We start from the raw sequence: 14,586 nt of genomic DNA on the forward strand, positions 1-14,586 counted from the left end.
CCCCGTCGCCGCGCCCCGGCGACTTTTGGACTCCGTTCCACGTTCTCGCGTCGGAGATGCGTGGATCTTGCTCCAAAAGTCGAACAGGGGCGGCCGGGCGGGGGCGGCCGGGCGGGGCGGTCAGGCGCCGACGAGCAGGGCCACTCCCCCGATGGCCGAGACCAGCAGGATCGCCGTGCGTGCGGTGGCCGCCGACAGCCGGGGCGCGAGCGCGAGGCCCAGCACGGTGCCGCCCGCGAGCGCGAGGAGCGCCGGCCAGGACGGCAGCACCAGCCCGACCACGGTTGCCGTCGTGAGGTTCTGCACGAGCAGGAACGCGTGCAGCGTCGCACGGGTCTGCGCGGGGGTCCACGTCGCGTTCGCGGCCCACAGGCCGACCGGCGGGCCGCCGACCCCGCCGACCACGTTGAGGCCCGCGCTCGCCAAGCCGGTCGCGACCGTCCCGGCCGGCCGTCGCAGCCACGCCGACCGCCAGCCGGACGCGAGCATCACCACGCCGATCACGACCCCCATCCCTCCCGCGACCGCCAGCAGCGAGCGGTCGGCGGACGCCAGCACCCAGGCGAACACCGGCGTCGCCGCCAGCGTCGGCACGAGCAGCCGCGCCGCCTCGCCCAGGCGAGCGTGACGCCCCTCGCGCGCCAGCGGCACCACTGACGAGCACGCCGCGAGCAGGACGACCACGGCGACTCCCTCGGCCTGGCCGTGCACCGCGATCAGCACGGGCGCGGCAACGAGCGAGAAGCCCATGCCGGTCGCCGCCTGCGCGAACGCGCCGACGACGACGGCTGCGAGGACGAGGACCTCCGGGGACGGACCCGCGATCACCCGCGGACCGGGTCGAGGCGGTAGCGGCGCTGGAACACGATCGCGACGACCATGAGCGCCGCCGGGAGCACCGTGAACCCGAGCAGCAGCGCCGTCAGGGCCGAGTCCGGCTGCGCGACGTCGACGTCCGCCGTGCTGGACACGAACCCGCCGAGGGCGAGCGCCGCGGAGTACAGGTACGGGCCGGCCGCCGTGCCGAGCGCCTCGGTCGCGGTCCACACGCCCGTGTAGGCGCCGGCCTGCGAGTCGCCCTTCTCCTCGGCGGCCGCGACGGCGTCGGGCACCATCGAGAACGCGAACAGCTGCAGGCCCGCGAACGCGAAGCCCATTGCCGCCACCACCACGACCGAGACGGCCACGGTGTCGAGCCAGGCGCCGAGCGCGACGGCGAGCGAGCCGACGACGAAGATGAGCTGCGACAGCAGCAGGCCGCGCTGCTTGCCGATCCGGCGCGAGACCTTCAGCCAGATGGGTCCGGCCAGCACGGCCGGGCCGAGGAAGCAGCCCATGAACACCGCGGTCAGGCCGGCGCTGTCGAAGACGTACCGCGTGAAGTACGGCAGCGCCGCCATGAACAGGTGGGTCGTGGTGCCGGTGAACAGGTACGACAGGACCAGCATCCGGAAGTCCCGGTCCGCCCACGCGACCTTGATGTCCTCGCGCGTCGAGTGCCCGGCGGCCTCCGCCGGCGTCCGGAAGCCGCACGCCTCGGTCAGCCGGCGCACGCCCCGGATCGCGACGACCGCGGACACGATCATCACGACCGCCAGGACGGCGGCCATCGTCGTGTAGTCGCCGCGCCGCTCGCTCGCGACGAGGGCCGGGGCGGCGACGCCCGCACCGAGCAGCCCGACGGTCAGGAACAGCATCCGGAACATGAAGACCCGGGTGCGCTCGTGGTAGCCGATCCGCAGGTCCGAGGGCGTCGTCAGGTACGGGACCTGGAACATCGCGAACAACAGGTTGCCGACGATGTACCAGGCGCCGACCCAGGCCGCGGCCGGCGCACCCTCGAGGCCCGGCGGGACGGTGAACATCGCGACCATCGCGACGCCCAGCGCGATGCCGCCGGCCATCATCCGGCGCCGGTGCCCGAGGGCTCGGGCCTGGCGGTCCGACCGCGAGCCGATCAGCGGGTGCACGACGACGTCGATGATCTTGGGGACGAACAGCGTCAGGCCGGCCAGCGCCGCCGCGACGCCGAGGATGTCGGTGAGGAAGTAGAGCAGCAGCAGCCCGGGCACGGTCACCCAGACGCCCATGCCGAAGGATCCCGAGGCGTACGCCGACAGGGCTCCCGCCGGGGCGCGGGTGCCGGTCTCGACGGTCTCGTCGCGGGCGCTCATCGCGCGCCCGCCGTCTCGCGGTGGCGGCTCACGACGCCCGCGGCCAGCTCGGCACCGTCGAACGCCCCGGCCAGCGCGCGGCCGGCGAGCGTCCGGCGCACGATCCGGTCCGTGACCTGCGGCAGGTGCCGCGACAGGAAGAACTCGACGGCGCCCTTGCCGGTCGTGGTGACGTCGCGGCGCGCGCGGGACGACAGCGCGGCGAGGTGGATCGCGTCGACGACGCCCTCGAGCGACTCGTAGCTGCTCATGCCCTCGAGCGAGAGCCCCGCCGCGGCGGTGGAGTCGTGGATCGGGCTGCGCACGGCCGAGGGGTACACGCACGTGACGCCCACGTGCGTGCCGAGCTCGAGCCGGAGCGCGTCGGCGTACGCCACCATCGCGCGCTTCGACGCGCCGTACGCGGCGGCCAGCGGCAGCTGCATGACGGCCATGCGCGAGGTCACCATGACGACGCGACCGCGCGACGCGACGAGCGCGTCGACGCAGGCCGCCGTGATGCGCCACGTGCCGACGAGATTGATCTCGAGCTGGCGGTGGACCTCGTCGCCCGGCGCCAGCTCGGCGGGGGCGGGGCCGCCGATCCCCGCGTTGTTCACGAGCACGTCCAGCCCGCCGAGCAGGGCGAGCGCCTGTGCGACCCCCTCCGCGGCGGAGCGGTCATCGGTGATGTCGCACGCCACGACCTCGAACGGCTCGTCCCCGCCGGGCGCGATGTCGAGGCCGACGACGATCGCGCCCTCGGACACGAGCCGGCGGCCCAGCGCCCGGCCGAGCGTGCCGGACGCCCCGGTGATGAGGACGCGCCGGCCCTCGGCGGGACGCCGGGGCGTCAGGATCGAGAGCTTCATGCGGAGACCTCCTGGGGGACGGGGCGGAACGTGTCGGCGCCGCGGTGGGCCCGGGCGACGCCGGCGGCGATCTCCTTGGGCACGGCGGTGACGTACTGGTCGAAGTCGATGCGCATCATCGGGCGCTTGCGGCCCCATCGCGCCACGGCCGCGGTGTGCGCCGCGACGACGGCGGCGCGCTGCTCGGCCGGCGTCGGCAGCGCGTAGCGGCCGGCCAGGTGCGCCGCGACGAGCTTGGCCTGTGCCTCCACGACGGGCAGGGCCGCGCCCGTCGACTGCATGAGCCCGACGAACGCCAGGCCGGGATCGTCGAGGTGGAAGACGCGCTGGTAGAGCGGCAGCGCCTCGGGGTCGGCACCGAGCCACCGCTGCGACAGGAACGGGATCGTGACGCGGTAGCCCGTCGCCCACACGATGACGTCGACCTCGTCGCACGTGCCGTCGGTGAAGTGCACGCGCGCGCCGTCGAAGCGCTCGATGCCCGGCCGCGCGACGACCTCGCCGTGCGTGAGCCGGTGCAGGATCGTGTCGCTGATCGTGGGGTGGTTCTGGAACAGCCCGCCGGCGGGGGCGGGGAGGCCGTAGGACTGCGGCGTGCCGACCGCGATGCGCAGCATCGTCTCGGCGATCCGCTGCCGCACGCGCCACGGCAGGGCGGCCAGCAGGGCGCCGGTCGCGTCCGCCGGGCGGCCGAACAGGTACTTCGGGACGATGTGCACGCCGTGCCGTGCCGACAGCAGGACCGGGCCCCGGCTGACGTACGAGGCGTCGACCGCGATGTCCATGGCCGAGTTGCCCATCCCGACCACCATGACGCGCTTCCCCGAGAAGCGGTCCGCGCCGCGGTGGTCGTGCGCGTGCATCTGCTCCCCGTCGAACGTGCCGGGGTACTGCGGCTCGGGCCAGCGCGGGTCCCAGTTGTGCCCGTTCGCCACGACGACCGCCGCGAACCGCTCGGTCGTCTCCGTCTCACCCTGACGCGACGTGACGGTCCAGCCGTCCTCGTCGCGGTCGACCGAGGTGACCTCGGTCCCGAAGCGGATGTGGTCGGTGACGCCGAACCGGTCGGCGTAGCCGGCGAGGTAGTCCGCGATCATCGCCGCCGACGGGTAGTCCGGCCACGAGTCGGGCATGGGGTGGTCGGCGAACTCGGTGCGGCCCTTGCTGGTGTTGAGGTGCAGCGAGTCGTAGGCCGGCGACAGGCCGCTGGCGTTGCCCTGCACCCACAGGCCGCCGGGGCGGTCCCCCAGCTCGAGGACCGTCACCTCCAGCCCCTCGTCCAGCAGCGACTTGGCGGCCGCGAGGCCGGCGGCACCGGCGCCGACGACGGCGACGTGAATGGGCATGACGTTCCTTCGGGGTGTGACCTGGGTCTCGTATCGGCTCATTCAATCGCATGATGGAGAGAAGCGCAAGGACTTCTGACCTGCACAAACGCGTTCCATCAGGCGATGGGGACATGCCGTAGGGTGACAGCCATGACCGCCCCGTCGAGCCGTGAACGCATCCTGGACGCCGCGTCGCGGCTGTTCGCCGAGCGCGGCTACGACGCCACCAGCACGCGGGCGATCGCCGACGCCGTCGGCCTCAACATCGCCACGGTCGCCTACCACGTGGGCGGCAAGAGCGACCTGTACCGCGAGGTCATGCGCGCGGCCCACGAGGCGCAGCGCGCCTCGGTCGAGCAGGCCCTGGCGACCCTGCCGGCCACCGAGGCCACGCCCGAGGTCGCACGGGCCGGACTGCACGCCTTCGTCGACGCCTACCTCGGCTTCTGCGTGACCCATCCCGACGTGCCGGCCCTGTGGATGCGGCGCTGGCTGGCCGAGGGAGTGCTGTTGTCGGAGCTGGAGGCCGAGTTCACCGGCCCCCTCGTCGAGCGGGTGGCGGGCCGGGTCCGCGAGCTGCTCGAGCGCGCCGGCGTGGCGACCGACGCCGACCTCGACCTGCTCGTCTACACGATCGTGTGGACGACCCACGCGTTCAGCCGCGCCGGCGTCGTCGACCCGTCGGGTCGCCGGGCGGACCCCGCGGACCGGGACACGTTCGAGCGGTTCCGGCGGCACCTGCACGCGCTCGTCGATGGCGCGCTGTCCCTGCCGACCGGGTGAGCGGGCGTCCGAGACCAGCGCAATTTCGCTAGACAGTTTAACCTTCTAGGCGTGAATCGCCGCGCCCCACGCACCTTCCCCCTCGCCCATCTCGTTGGTCCCAAGCGATCCATCGCGGTGGTCCTGCTCGGACTCGTGCTGGCGGGGTTGGTCATGGCCTTCGCGCCCGAGCCGACCACCGGCTCCGAGGCCGGCTCCAACCTGCCGGACTCGTCGGAGTCGGCACGCGCCGAGGCCGCCCTGAAGAAGCTGCCGCGGGCCGACGAGGCGCCCGCGATCGTCGTCTACTCCAAGGACGGCGGCCTGCAGGGCGAGGACCTCGCCGCGCTCGCCGAGCGCTCGCGCGCCATCGCGTCCGAGCTCGGCGTCGAGGTCAGCCCGCCGGTGCCGGCGCAGGACCGGTCCGCCGCACTCGTCGCCGTGCCGTTCGAGACCGGGCTGGAGTCCGACGAGAACAAGGAGCGCGTCAAGGAGCTGCGCAGCCTCGCGAAGGAGGACCTGCCGGACGGCGTGACCGCGCAGGTCACCGGCGCCCCGGCGGTGCAGGCCGACCTCGGCGCGGTGTTCGAGGGTGCCGACGTGCGCCTGCTCGCCGTCACCGCGGGCGTCGTCGCGATCCTGCTGATCGTCACGTACCGCAGCCCGTGGCTGTGGCTCGTCCCCCTGACCGTCATCGGCATCGGCGACCGGGTCGCGGCACGCGCCCTCGAGGGCGTCTCGGGCGCCTTCGACGTCGGCATCGACGGCTCGATCACGGGCATCACCTCGGTCCTGGTCTTCGGCGCGGGCACGAACTACGCCCTGCTGCTGATCGCCCGCTACCGCGAGGAGCTGCGCCGTCACTCGTCCCGTCACGACGCGATGCGCACGGCCCTGGGCGGTGCGGCCCCGGCCATCCTGTCGAGCTCGGGAACCGTCGTCCTCGCGCTGCTGTCGCTGCTGGTCGCCGACTCCCCGTTCGTGAGCGCGATCGGCTGGTCCGGCGCGCTGGGCATCGTCGTCGCCGTCGCGTTCGCGCTGCTCGTGCTGCCCTCCGCCATGGTGATCCCGGGCCGCTGGCTGTTCTGGCCGTTCGTCCCGCGCGAGGGCGACGCCGACCCGTCCGAGAAGGGCTGGTGGTACCGCGTCGGCCGCTCGGTCACGGCGCGCCCGGTCCCCGTCACGATCGCCGCCGTCGCCGCGCTGGCCGCCATGGCCGCCGGCCTGATCACGCTCAACACGGGCCTGGGCCAGAGCGAGCAGTTCCTCGACACCCCGGAGTCGATCACGGCGCAGGAGACGCTCCAGGAGGCCTTCCCGGCCGGCATCTCCTCCCCCACCACCGTCGTCACGTCCCCCGGCAAGGTCGAGTCCGTCGTGGCCGCGGCGAACGAGGTCGAGGGCGTCGAGAGCGCCCGGCCGGCGAACTCCGAGGGCGACGTCGCCGAGGTGCAGGTCGTGCTGTCCGTCGAGCCCGAGAGCGAGCGGGCCCTGACCACCGTCGAGGACCTGCGCACGGCCGTGCACGACGCCGACCCGGACTCCCTCGTGGGCGGCACGGACGCCCAGGCGCTCGACGAGAGCCGGACCGCGGCCGACGACCGCTGGCGCGTCATCCCGATCGTCCTGGCGATCGTCCTGGTCATGCTGCTCGTGCTGCTGCGCTCGGTCGTGGCCGCGCTGCTGCTGTGCGCGACCACCGTGCTGTCCTACCTGTCGGCGCTCGGCGTCGGCTGGCTCGTGTTCGACCACCTGCTCGGGTGGTCGGCGATGGACGTCAGCACGCCGCTGCTCGCGTTCATCTTCCTGGTCGCGCTGGGCGTCGACTACAACATCTTCCTGACGGCCCGGGCGCGCGAGGAGATGGCCGCGACGGGCGACCCGACGGGGTCGATCGTCAAGGCACTGGCCGTCACCGGCGGCGTCATCACGAGCGCCGGCATCCTGCTGGCGGCCGTGTTCGCCGTCCTGGGCGTGCTGCCCCTCGTGCTGCTGGCGCAGCTGGGCGTCATCGTCGGCTTCGGCGTGCTGCTCGACACGGTGCTGGTGCGCGGTGTCGCGACGCCCGCCATCGTGGCGCTGTGCGGCCGCTGGTTCTGGTGGCCCAGCGCCCTGTCCCGCTGAGCGCAAGCGCGACCACCGCGCCGTCCCGCTGCCCCGAGGGGGTGCGCGACGGCGCGGTGGTGAAGACGCTGGTGACGGGTGCCCGCCGCTCAGCTGGCGGCTGGGTCTTCCCTCGACCTGACGAGGTCCGCGTACTGGTCGGGGATCGGGTCCCCGGACTCTCCGTGGAGTTCTCGCTCCAGATCACCGAAATCGGTGTCGAAGGTACGGTACTTGAGATCGCGAGCGACCTTGGTCTGCTTCGCTTTGGCACGGCCGCGGCCCATCAGGCTCGACCCCCTCGCACTCAGTGGATCAGTATGTCGTGCCCCCCAGCCTACCCAAAGGCCGGGAGAACGCATGCATCACCCCCGGCTCGACGCGTCCGCGAGCCGGGATTGCAGCGTTTTCACGTCAGACGAGAGTGACCGTTCCGCCCGAACCGTGGACACCGGCGGCCGCGACCTCACCGAGGGCCCACGCCTCGACGCCCTGCGAGGCCAGCAGCGCGAGGGCGGGATCGGCGGCGTCGGCCGCGACGATCGCGACCATCCCGACGCCCATGTTGAGCGCCTGGTCCAGGTCGGCCTGCGCCACCTGGCCGAGCTCGCCGACGAGCGTGAACACCGGGGCCGGCGTCCACGAGGACCGGTCGAGCCGCACGGAGACGGTGTCGGGCAGGACGCGCTCGAGGTTGGCCGCCAGTCCGCCGCCGGTGACGTGGGACATGGCGTGGACCTCGACCGCGTCGGCCAGCGCGAGGCACGGCTTGGTGTACAGCCGCGTGGGCGTCAGCAGCTCCTCGCCGAGGGTGCGGCCGAACTCGGGCACCTCCCGGTCGAGCTGCCAGCCGGCGATGTCGAAGAAGACGTGGCGCACGAGCGAGTAGCCGTTGGAGTGCAGGCCCGACGACGCCATGGCGATCACGACGTCACCCTCGCGCACGAGCTCGGCGCCCAGCAGGCGATCCGCCTCGACGACGCCCGTGGTGGACCCGGCGATGTCGTACTCGTCCGGGCCCAGCAGGCCCGGGTGCTCGGCGGTCTCGCCGCCCAGCAGCGCCGTGCCCGTCTCGGCGCAGGCCGCCGCGATGCCCTTGACGATGTCGGCGATGCGCTCGGGGACGACCTTGCCGGTGGCGATGTAGTCCGTGAGGAACAGCGGCTCGGCGCCGCACACCACGAGGTCGTCGACGAGCATGCCGACGAGGTCGAAGCCGATCGTGTCGTGGCGGTCCATGGCCTGCGCGATGGCGACCTTGGTGCCGACGCCGTCGGCGCTCGTGGCCAGCAGCGGGCGCGTGTAGCCCTTGAGGGCCGAGGCGTCGAACAGCCCGGCGAAGCCGCCGATGCCGCCCACGACCTCGGGACGGGTCGCCTTGGCGACCCACTGCTTCATGAGCTCGACGGCGCGGTCGCCCTCCTCGATGGAGACTCCGGCGGAGGCGTAGGAGGTCACTGGATCACCTTCAGGGGCTCGGTCCCGTTGGCCGGCAGCTCCAGCAGGTGCTTGCCGATCAGGTCGTCGTCCGGCAGCTCGACGGGGTAGATCCCGTCGAAGCACGCGCGGCACAGGTTGTCGGCCGGGACGTTGGTGGCCTCGACGAGGTCGTCGAGCTCGACGTAGGAGAGGCTGTCCGCGCCGATCGACCGGCAGATCTCGTCGATGGAGAGGCCGTTGGCGATGAGCTCGGCGCGCGAGGCGAAGTCGATGCCGTAGAAGCACGGCCACTTCACCGGCGGGCTCGAGATGCGCACGTGGACCTCGGCGGCACCGAACTCGCGCAGCATCCGCACCAGCGCGCGCTGGGTGTTGCCGCGGACGATCGAGTCGTCGACGACCACGAGGCGCTTGCCCGCGATCACGTCGCGCAGCGGGTTGAGCTTGAGCCGGATGCCGAGCTGGCGGATCGTCTGCGACGGCTGGATGAACGTGCGGCCGACGTAGGAGTTCTTGACCAGGCCGTGGCCGAACGGGATGCCGCTCTCCTCGGCGTAGCCGATCGCGGCCGGCGTGCCCGACTCGGGCACCGGGATGACGAGGTCGGCCTCGACGGGCGCCGTGCGGGCGAGCTTGCGGCCGATGCGCTCACGCACGCTGAACACGCGCTGCTCGTTGATCGTGGTGTCGGGCCGCGCGAGGTAGACGTACTCGAAGATGCAGCCCTTGGGCTCGGGCTCGGCGAAGCGGCTGCTGCGCAGGCCGTCCTCGTCGACGGCGACGAACTCGCCCGGCTCGATCTCGCGGATGTACGAGGCGCCGACGATGTCGAGGGCGGCGGTCTCGCTGGCGATGACCCAACCGCGCTCCAGCCGGCCCAGCACGAGCGGTCGGATCCCCTGCGGGTCGCGGGCGGCGTAGAGCGTGCCCTCGTCCATGAACACGAGCGAGAAGGCGCCGCGCAGCTGCGGCAGCACGTCGAGCGCGGCGTCCTCGACCGAGCGGTCCTGGTACGACGCCAGCAGCGAGGCCATGACCGAGGTGTCGGTGGTGGCGGTCTCGCCCTTGCCGGTCTTGGGGTCGCCCTCGGTGCGCGCCCGCAGCAGCTGGACGAGCTCGTGGGTGTTGGTCAGGTTGCCGTTGTGCGCCAGCGCGACCGAGCCCTGCGCCGTGGGGCGGAACGTGGGCTGCGCGTTCTGCCACACGCTCGCGCCGGTCGTGGAGTAGCGCGCGTGGCCGATCGCGATCTCGCCGGCGAGCGACTCCAGGGTCGCCTCGTCGAAGACCTGCGAGACCAGGCCCATGTCCTTGTAGACCAGGATCTGGCGGCCGTTGCTGACGGCGATGCCGGCCGACTCCTGCCCGCGGTGCTGCAGGGCGTAGAGGCCGAAGTAGGTGAGCTTGGCGACTTCCTCGCCGGGAGCCCACACGCCGAACACGCCACAGGCGTCCTGGGGTCCGGCGTCGCTGGGGTCGAGCTCGTGGGTCAGGAGACCATCTCCGCGGGGCACGTCCTCAGTCTAGCGGCCGCCGCAGGGATCCCGGACCGGCACCGGAACGGCGGAACCACCATTAACAAGCAAGCTTGACTGGAAGTCTTCCCCTTGGCGGGTCGGGGCCACTAGCGTGTGAGCCACATCACAGCCCGTGCCCGGGAGCCCCCATGCCCGCTGTCACCGACATCGCCGACCACGCCCGGCGCGCCGCGCAGGAGGCGCCGCACGACACCGCCTGGGTCTACGAGGGGCGCGAGTGGACGTGGGCGCAGGCCTGGGAGTCGATCCAGCGCACGGCCGGGGCGCTGCGCGCGGACGGCGTGGGCCGCGGTGACCGCATCGCCGTGGTCGACAAGAACAACCCCGCGATCCTGCAGCTCGTCCTCGGGGCGAGCCTCATCGGCGCGGCGACCGCGATCGTCAACTGGCGCCTCGCGGGCGACGAGCTCGACTACACGATCAACGACGCCGGGGCCAAGGTGCTGTTCGTCGGCCAGGACCTGCTCGAGCAGGTCGACGTGATCCGCGACCGGCTCACCACGGTGGAGCGCCAGGTCGTCCTCGGCGGCGAGAACGACGAGTTCGAGGCCTGGCAGGGCGCCGGCGAGCCCCTCGAGCAGGCGGAGGACTCGAGCGTCGAAGACCCGATCGTCATCATGTACAGCTCGGGCACCACCGGCCGTCCCAAGGGCGTCGTACTGACGCAGCGCAACCTCGTGGCCCACACCGAGAACGCCGACACCGGCATCGAGTACGGCGCGGACGCGAGGATGCTCATCGCCATGCCGATGTTCCACGTCGGCGGCACGTCGTACGCGATGTTCGGCATCAAGAACCGCGTTCCCGGCCACATCATCCGCGAAGTGGAGCCCGGCGCCCTGGCCGGGGCGATGATGGCCGGCGTCACCCACGCGTTCCTCGTCCCGGCGGTCGTCGCGATGCTGCTGCAGGCGGGCCCCGACGCGATGAGGCTGTTCAGCGGACTGCGCGCCTTCTCGTACGGCGCGGCCCCCATGCCGCTGACGATCCTGCGCGGCGCCCAGGAGCACTGGCCCGACACGGCGTTCTACCAGGTCTACGGGCTCACCGAGTTCTGCGGCGTCGTCACGATGCTGCACGACGACGAGCACCGCGACCTCGAGCACCCCGAGCGCCTCGTCTCGGCCGGCAAGCCGATCCCCGGCGTGGAGGCGCGCGTCGTCGACCCCGCGACCCTGCGCGACGTCGAGACGGGTCAACCCGGCGAACTGTGGTTCCGCACCGAGCAGGCCACGCCGGGCTACCACGGCAGGCCCGAGGCGACCGCCGAGATCTACGCCGAGGACGGCTGGGTCCGCACGGGCGACATCGGCCGCATGGACGCCGACGGCTACGTCTACGTCGAGGACCGGATCAAGGACATGATCATCACCGGCGGCGAGAACGTGTACTCGCCAGAGGTCGAGCGGGTGCTGTCCGAGCACCCCGCGCTGCTGGAGGTCGCCGTCATCGGCGTGCCCGACGAGACGTGGGGCGAGTCGGTCAAGGCCGTCGTCGCGCTCAAGCCCGGCGCGCAGGCCACCGAGGCCGAGATCATCGAGTGGGCGCGCGAGCACCTCGCGCACTACAAGGTGCCGCGCTCGATCGACGTCGTGGAGCTCCTGCCGCGCAATCCCTCCGGCAAGATCCTCAAGCGCGACCTGCGCAAGCCCTACTGGGCGCAGGCCACGCGGCAGGTCTGAGCGTCAGGAGACGGACTCGATGACGACGTCGCGGGCGGGGTTGACCCCGTCCGCGGCGTTGCCCTCCTTCTCGATCTCGCGCGCGACGGCGAGGCCGGCGTCGTCGACCCGCCCGAAGACCGTGTAGGACGGCGGCAGGTCGGCGTCGGACAGGACGATGAAGAACTGCGAGCCGTTCGTGTCCGGGCCGGCGTTCGCCATCGCCAGCGTGCCGGCCGGGTAGGTCTCGTCGCCCTCGAGCTCGTCCGCGAACGAGTAGCCGGGGCCGCCGGTGCCCGTGGCCGACGGGTCGCCGCACTGGAGCACGAAGCCCGGCACGAGGCGGTGGCACTTCGTGCCGTCGAAGTAGTCCTGCTCGGCGAGCGAGACGAAGGAGCCGACCGTGCACGGCGCCGCGTCGGGCGTCAGCTCCGCCTTGATCTCGCCGCGGTTCGTCGTGATGGTCACCGCGTCCGCGGACTTCGGCTCGGCCGGAGGCCGCTTCGCCTCCTTCGCGGCCGTGCCGTCCTCGACGTACTCGCATCCGCCGGAGGCCGGGTCGTCGTCGGAGCCGCACGCGGCCAGGGCCGGGACGAGCAGGACCAGCAGGATCAGCAGACGCGCACGCATGCGCCGAACTCTAGCCAGCCGGATCGGCGACGAGCGGCAGCAGCGGCGACAGGTCGGAGCGCTCGCCGCTCGCCCGCACGGGCGCGCCCTCCCACTCCAGGCGGCCGCGGGCCAGCGCGATCCACGTCTCGGCATCGGTCTCGACGACGGCCGGCGGGGTGCCGCGCGTGTGGCTCGCGCCCTCAATGCACTGGATCGCCGCGAACGGCGGGATCCGGACCTCGACGCTGTGGCCCGGGGCCTTGCGCTGCAGCAGCGCGAGCAGGTGCTTCGTCGCCGCCTTGAGGTCCGCGCGGTCGGCCGTCCCGGCGTCGATCCGCCCGCAGATCGCGGCGAACTCGGCGGGGTCCAACGGGGTCAGCATGCGGGCCACGGGCACACCCTAGCCCGCCGGGACCGGCATGATGGAGGCCATGAGCCATGAGCGTGCGGGCCAGCCGGCCCAGTCGGGGGACCTCATCGATCTCGCCCACCTGGTGACGGCGTACTACACGCTGCGGCCCGATCCGGAGGCCGTCGAGCAGCAGGTCGCGTTCGGCACCAGCGGGCACCGGGGCTCGAGCCTGTCGGCCTCGTTCAACGAGGACCACATCGCCGCGACGACGCAGGCCATCTGCGAGTACCGCGCCCAGCAGGGCATCGACGGGCCCCTGTTCATCGGCCGCGACACGCACGCGCTGTCCGAGCCGGCCTGGTCCACGGCGCTCGAGGTGCTGATCGGCAACGAGGTCGACGTGCTGGTCGACGACCGCGACGGCTGGACGCCGACCCCCGCGGTGTCCCACGCGATCGTGCGGGCCAACCGGGGCCGCAGCACGGGCCTCGCCGACGGCATCGTCGTCACGCCGTCGCACAACCCGCCCGCGGACGGCGGCTTCAAGTACAACCCGCCGCACGGCGGCCCCGCGGACAGCGACGCGACCTCCGCGATCGCGGCCCGCGCGAACGAGCTCATCGCGGCGGGCCTCGACGGCGTGCGGCGAGTGCCGTTCCGCAGGGCCCGCGCGGCGTGCCGCCCCTACGACTTCCTCGGGACGTACGTCGACGACCTGCCGAACGTGGTGGACCTCGACGCGATCCGGTCGGCCGGCGTCCGCATCGGCGCCGACCCGCTCGGCGGCGCCAGCGTCGACTACTGGGGCGCCATCGCCGAGCGCCACGGCCTCGACCTCACCGTCGTCAACCCGCGCGTCGACGGCACGTTCGGCTTCATGTCGCTGGACTGGGACGGCAAGATCCGCATGGACTGCTCGTCGCCGCACGCGATGGCCTCGCTCATCGAGCAGCGCGACCGCTTCGACGTCGCGACCGGCAACGACGCCGACTCCGACCGCCACGGCATCGTCACGCCCGACGGCGGGCTGATGAACCCGAACCACTTCCTCGCCGTCGCGATCGCGCACCTGTTCGGCGGCGCCCGCCCCGACTGGCCGGCGAGCGCCCGCATCGGCAAGACCCTCGTGTCGTCCTCGATGATCGACCGCGTCGCCGAGCAGCTCGGCCGGCCGCTCGTGGAGGTGCCCGTCGGCTTCAAGTGGTTCGTCCCGGGTCTCATCGACGGCACCCTCGGCTTCGGCGGCGAGGAGTCGGCCGGCGCGTCGTTCCTGCGCCGCGACGGTGGCGTGTGGTCGACCGACAAGGACGGCATCATCCTGGCGCTGCTGGCCTCGGAGATCATCGCCACGACGGGCTCGACGCCGAGCGAGCTGTACGGGCGGCTGGCCGAGCGCCACGGCGCCCCGGCCTACGCCCGCATCGACGCGCCCGCCGACCGTGAGCAGAAGGCCCGGCTCGGCGCGCTGACGGCCGACGACGTGGAGGCCACCGAGCTGGCGGGCGAGCCGATCACCGCCGTGCTGACCGAGGCACCCGGCAACGGCGCCTCCATCGGCGGCGTCAAGGTCACGACCGAGTCGGCCTGGTTCGCCGCCCGGCCCTCGGGCACCGAGGACGTCTACAAGATCTACGCCGAGTCGTTCCGCGGCCCCGAGCACCTCGAGCAGGTGCAGGAGGCCGCCCGGAACCTCGTCGACGGGGTGCTGACGACCCGCTGAGTTGCACGTTCCGCCACGTCGAGACGGCGTGTCGCTGGCCGAACGTGC

At 72.8% G+C, this 14,586-nt stretch carries 13 protein-coding genes; 4 read left to right on the plus strand and 9 right to left on the minus strand.

All coding sequences use genetic code 11. The features are described 5' to 3' along the window. Positions 1 to 120 precede the first annotated feature (120 nt). Genes AB3M81_RS15625 through AB3M81_RS15640 form a run of 4 tightly spaced genes read right to left on the minus strand, consistent with a single transcriptional unit; the run spans position 121 to position 4,371 of the window. Positions 121 to 828 carry a TSUP family transporter gene (locus AB3M81_RS15625; protein ID WP_412904850.1) on the minus strand — a complete coding sequence of 236 codons (708 nt, stop codon included), beginning with the start codon at positions 826 to 828 and terminating at the stop codon, positions 121 to 123. Beyond that, the gene (locus tag AB3M81_RS15630) at positions 825 to 2,174 is read right to left on the minus strand and encodes an MFS transporter (RefSeq protein ID WP_412904851.1); all 1,350 of its coding nucleotides are present in this window, start codon (positions 2,172 to 2,174) and stop codon (positions 825 to 827) included. Before AB3M81_RS15630 ends, AB3M81_RS15625 begins: the two co-directional genes overlap by 4 nt. After that, on the minus strand, positions 2,171 to 3,025 hold the full coding sequence (locus AB3M81_RS15635; RefSeq protein WP_412904852.1) for an SDR family NAD(P)-dependent oxidoreductase: 855 nt from the start codon (positions 3,023 to 3,025) through the stop codon (positions 2,171 to 2,173). Before AB3M81_RS15635 ends, AB3M81_RS15630 begins: the two co-directional genes overlap by 4 nt. Next, a complete protein-coding gene (locus AB3M81_RS15640; protein WP_412904853.1) occupies positions 3,022 to 4,371 on the minus strand; it encodes a flavin-containing monooxygenase in 1,350 nt (449 codons plus the stop codon). The genes AB3M81_RS15635 and AB3M81_RS15640 overlap by 4 nt, the downstream gene beginning before the upstream one ends. A gap of 132 nt (positions 4,372 to 4,503) precedes the next feature. On the opposite strand from AB3M81_RS15640, the gene AB3M81_RS15645 reads away from it, so the two are divergent. Continuing rightward, a complete protein-coding gene (locus AB3M81_RS15645; RefSeq protein WP_412904854.1) occupies positions 4,504 to 5,136 on the plus strand; it encodes a TetR/AcrR family transcriptional regulator in 633 nt (210 codons plus the stop codon). 51 nt (positions 5,137 to 5,187) lie between these two features. Next, the gene (locus AB3M81_RS15650; protein ID WP_412904855.1) at positions 5,188 to 7,239 is read left to right on the plus strand and encodes an MMPL family transporter; all 2,052 of its coding nucleotides are present in this window, start codon (positions 5,188 to 5,190) and stop codon (positions 7,237 to 7,239) included. Between the two features lie 89 nt (positions 7,240 to 7,328). Here the strand turns inward: AB3M81_RS15650 and AB3M81_RS15655 are convergent, their stop codons facing one another. The 3 genes from AB3M81_RS15655 to purF all read right to left on the minus strand — a co-directional run bounded on the left by AB3M81_RS15655 (position 7,329) and on the right by purF (position 10,169). Beyond that, positions 7,329 to 7,505 (minus strand): DUF3073 domain-containing protein, encoded by a 177-nt coding sequence (locus tag AB3M81_RS15655; protein WP_412904856.1) that lies wholly within the window; start codon positions 7,503 to 7,505, stop codon positions 7,329 to 7,331. A 127-nt stretch (positions 7,506 to 7,632) separates the two neighbouring features. Beyond that, the gene (gene purM / locus AB3M81_RS15660; protein ID WP_412904857.1) at positions 7,633 to 8,676 is read right to left on the minus strand and encodes a phosphoribosylformylglycinamidine cyclo-ligase; all 1,044 of its coding nucleotides are present in this window, start codon (positions 8,674 to 8,676) and stop codon (positions 7,633 to 7,635) included. Continuing rightward, a complete protein-coding gene (purF, locus tag AB3M81_RS15665; protein WP_412904858.1) occupies positions 8,673 to 10,169 on the minus strand; it encodes an amidophosphoribosyltransferase in 1,497 nt (498 codons plus the stop codon). The genes purM and purF overlap by 4 nt, the downstream gene beginning before the upstream one ends. A 152-nt stretch (positions 10,170 to 10,321) precedes the next feature. On the opposite strand from purF, the gene AB3M81_RS15670 reads away from it, so the two are divergent. Further along, positions 10,322 to 11,875: a long-chain-fatty-acid--CoA ligase gene (locus tag AB3M81_RS15670; RefSeq protein WP_412904859.1), complete on the plus strand. Its 1,554-nt coding sequence runs from the start codon at positions 10,322 to 10,324 to the stop codon at positions 11,873 to 11,875. Positions 11,876 to 11,878: 3 nt separating this feature from the next. On the opposite strand, the gene AB3M81_RS15675 is transcribed toward AB3M81_RS15670, so the two are convergent. Together AB3M81_RS15675 and AB3M81_RS15680 are read right to left on the minus strand one after the other, a co-directional pair. After that, positions 11,879 to 12,484: a peptidylprolyl isomerase gene (locus tag AB3M81_RS15675; RefSeq protein WP_412904860.1), complete on the minus strand. Its 606-nt coding sequence runs from the start codon at positions 12,482 to 12,484 to the stop codon at positions 11,879 to 11,881. Between the two features lie 10 nt (positions 12,485 to 12,494). Further along, positions 12,495 to 12,848: a sterol carrier family protein gene (locus AB3M81_RS15680; protein WP_412904902.1), complete on the minus strand. Its 354-nt coding sequence runs from the start codon at positions 12,846 to 12,848 to the stop codon at positions 12,495 to 12,497. Between the two features lie 49 nt (positions 12,849 to 12,897). Here AB3M81_RS15680 and pgm point away from each other — a divergent pair, with 49 nt between their 5' ends. Continuing rightward, the gene (pgm, locus tag AB3M81_RS15685) at positions 12,898 to 14,538 is read left to right on the plus strand and encodes a phosphoglucomutase (alpha-D-glucose-1,6-bisphosphate-dependent) (RefSeq protein WP_412904861.1); all 1,641 of its coding nucleotides are present in this window, start codon (positions 12,898 to 12,900) and stop codon (positions 14,536 to 14,538) included. Positions 14,539 to 14,586 lie beyond the last annotated feature (48 nt).

The sequence above is a fragment of the Aeromicrobium jepli genome, from assembly GCF_047246605.1.
In the GTDB taxonomy this organism is placed as follows: Bacteria; Actinomycetota; Actinomycetes; order Propionibacteriales; family Nocardioidaceae; genus Aeromicrobium.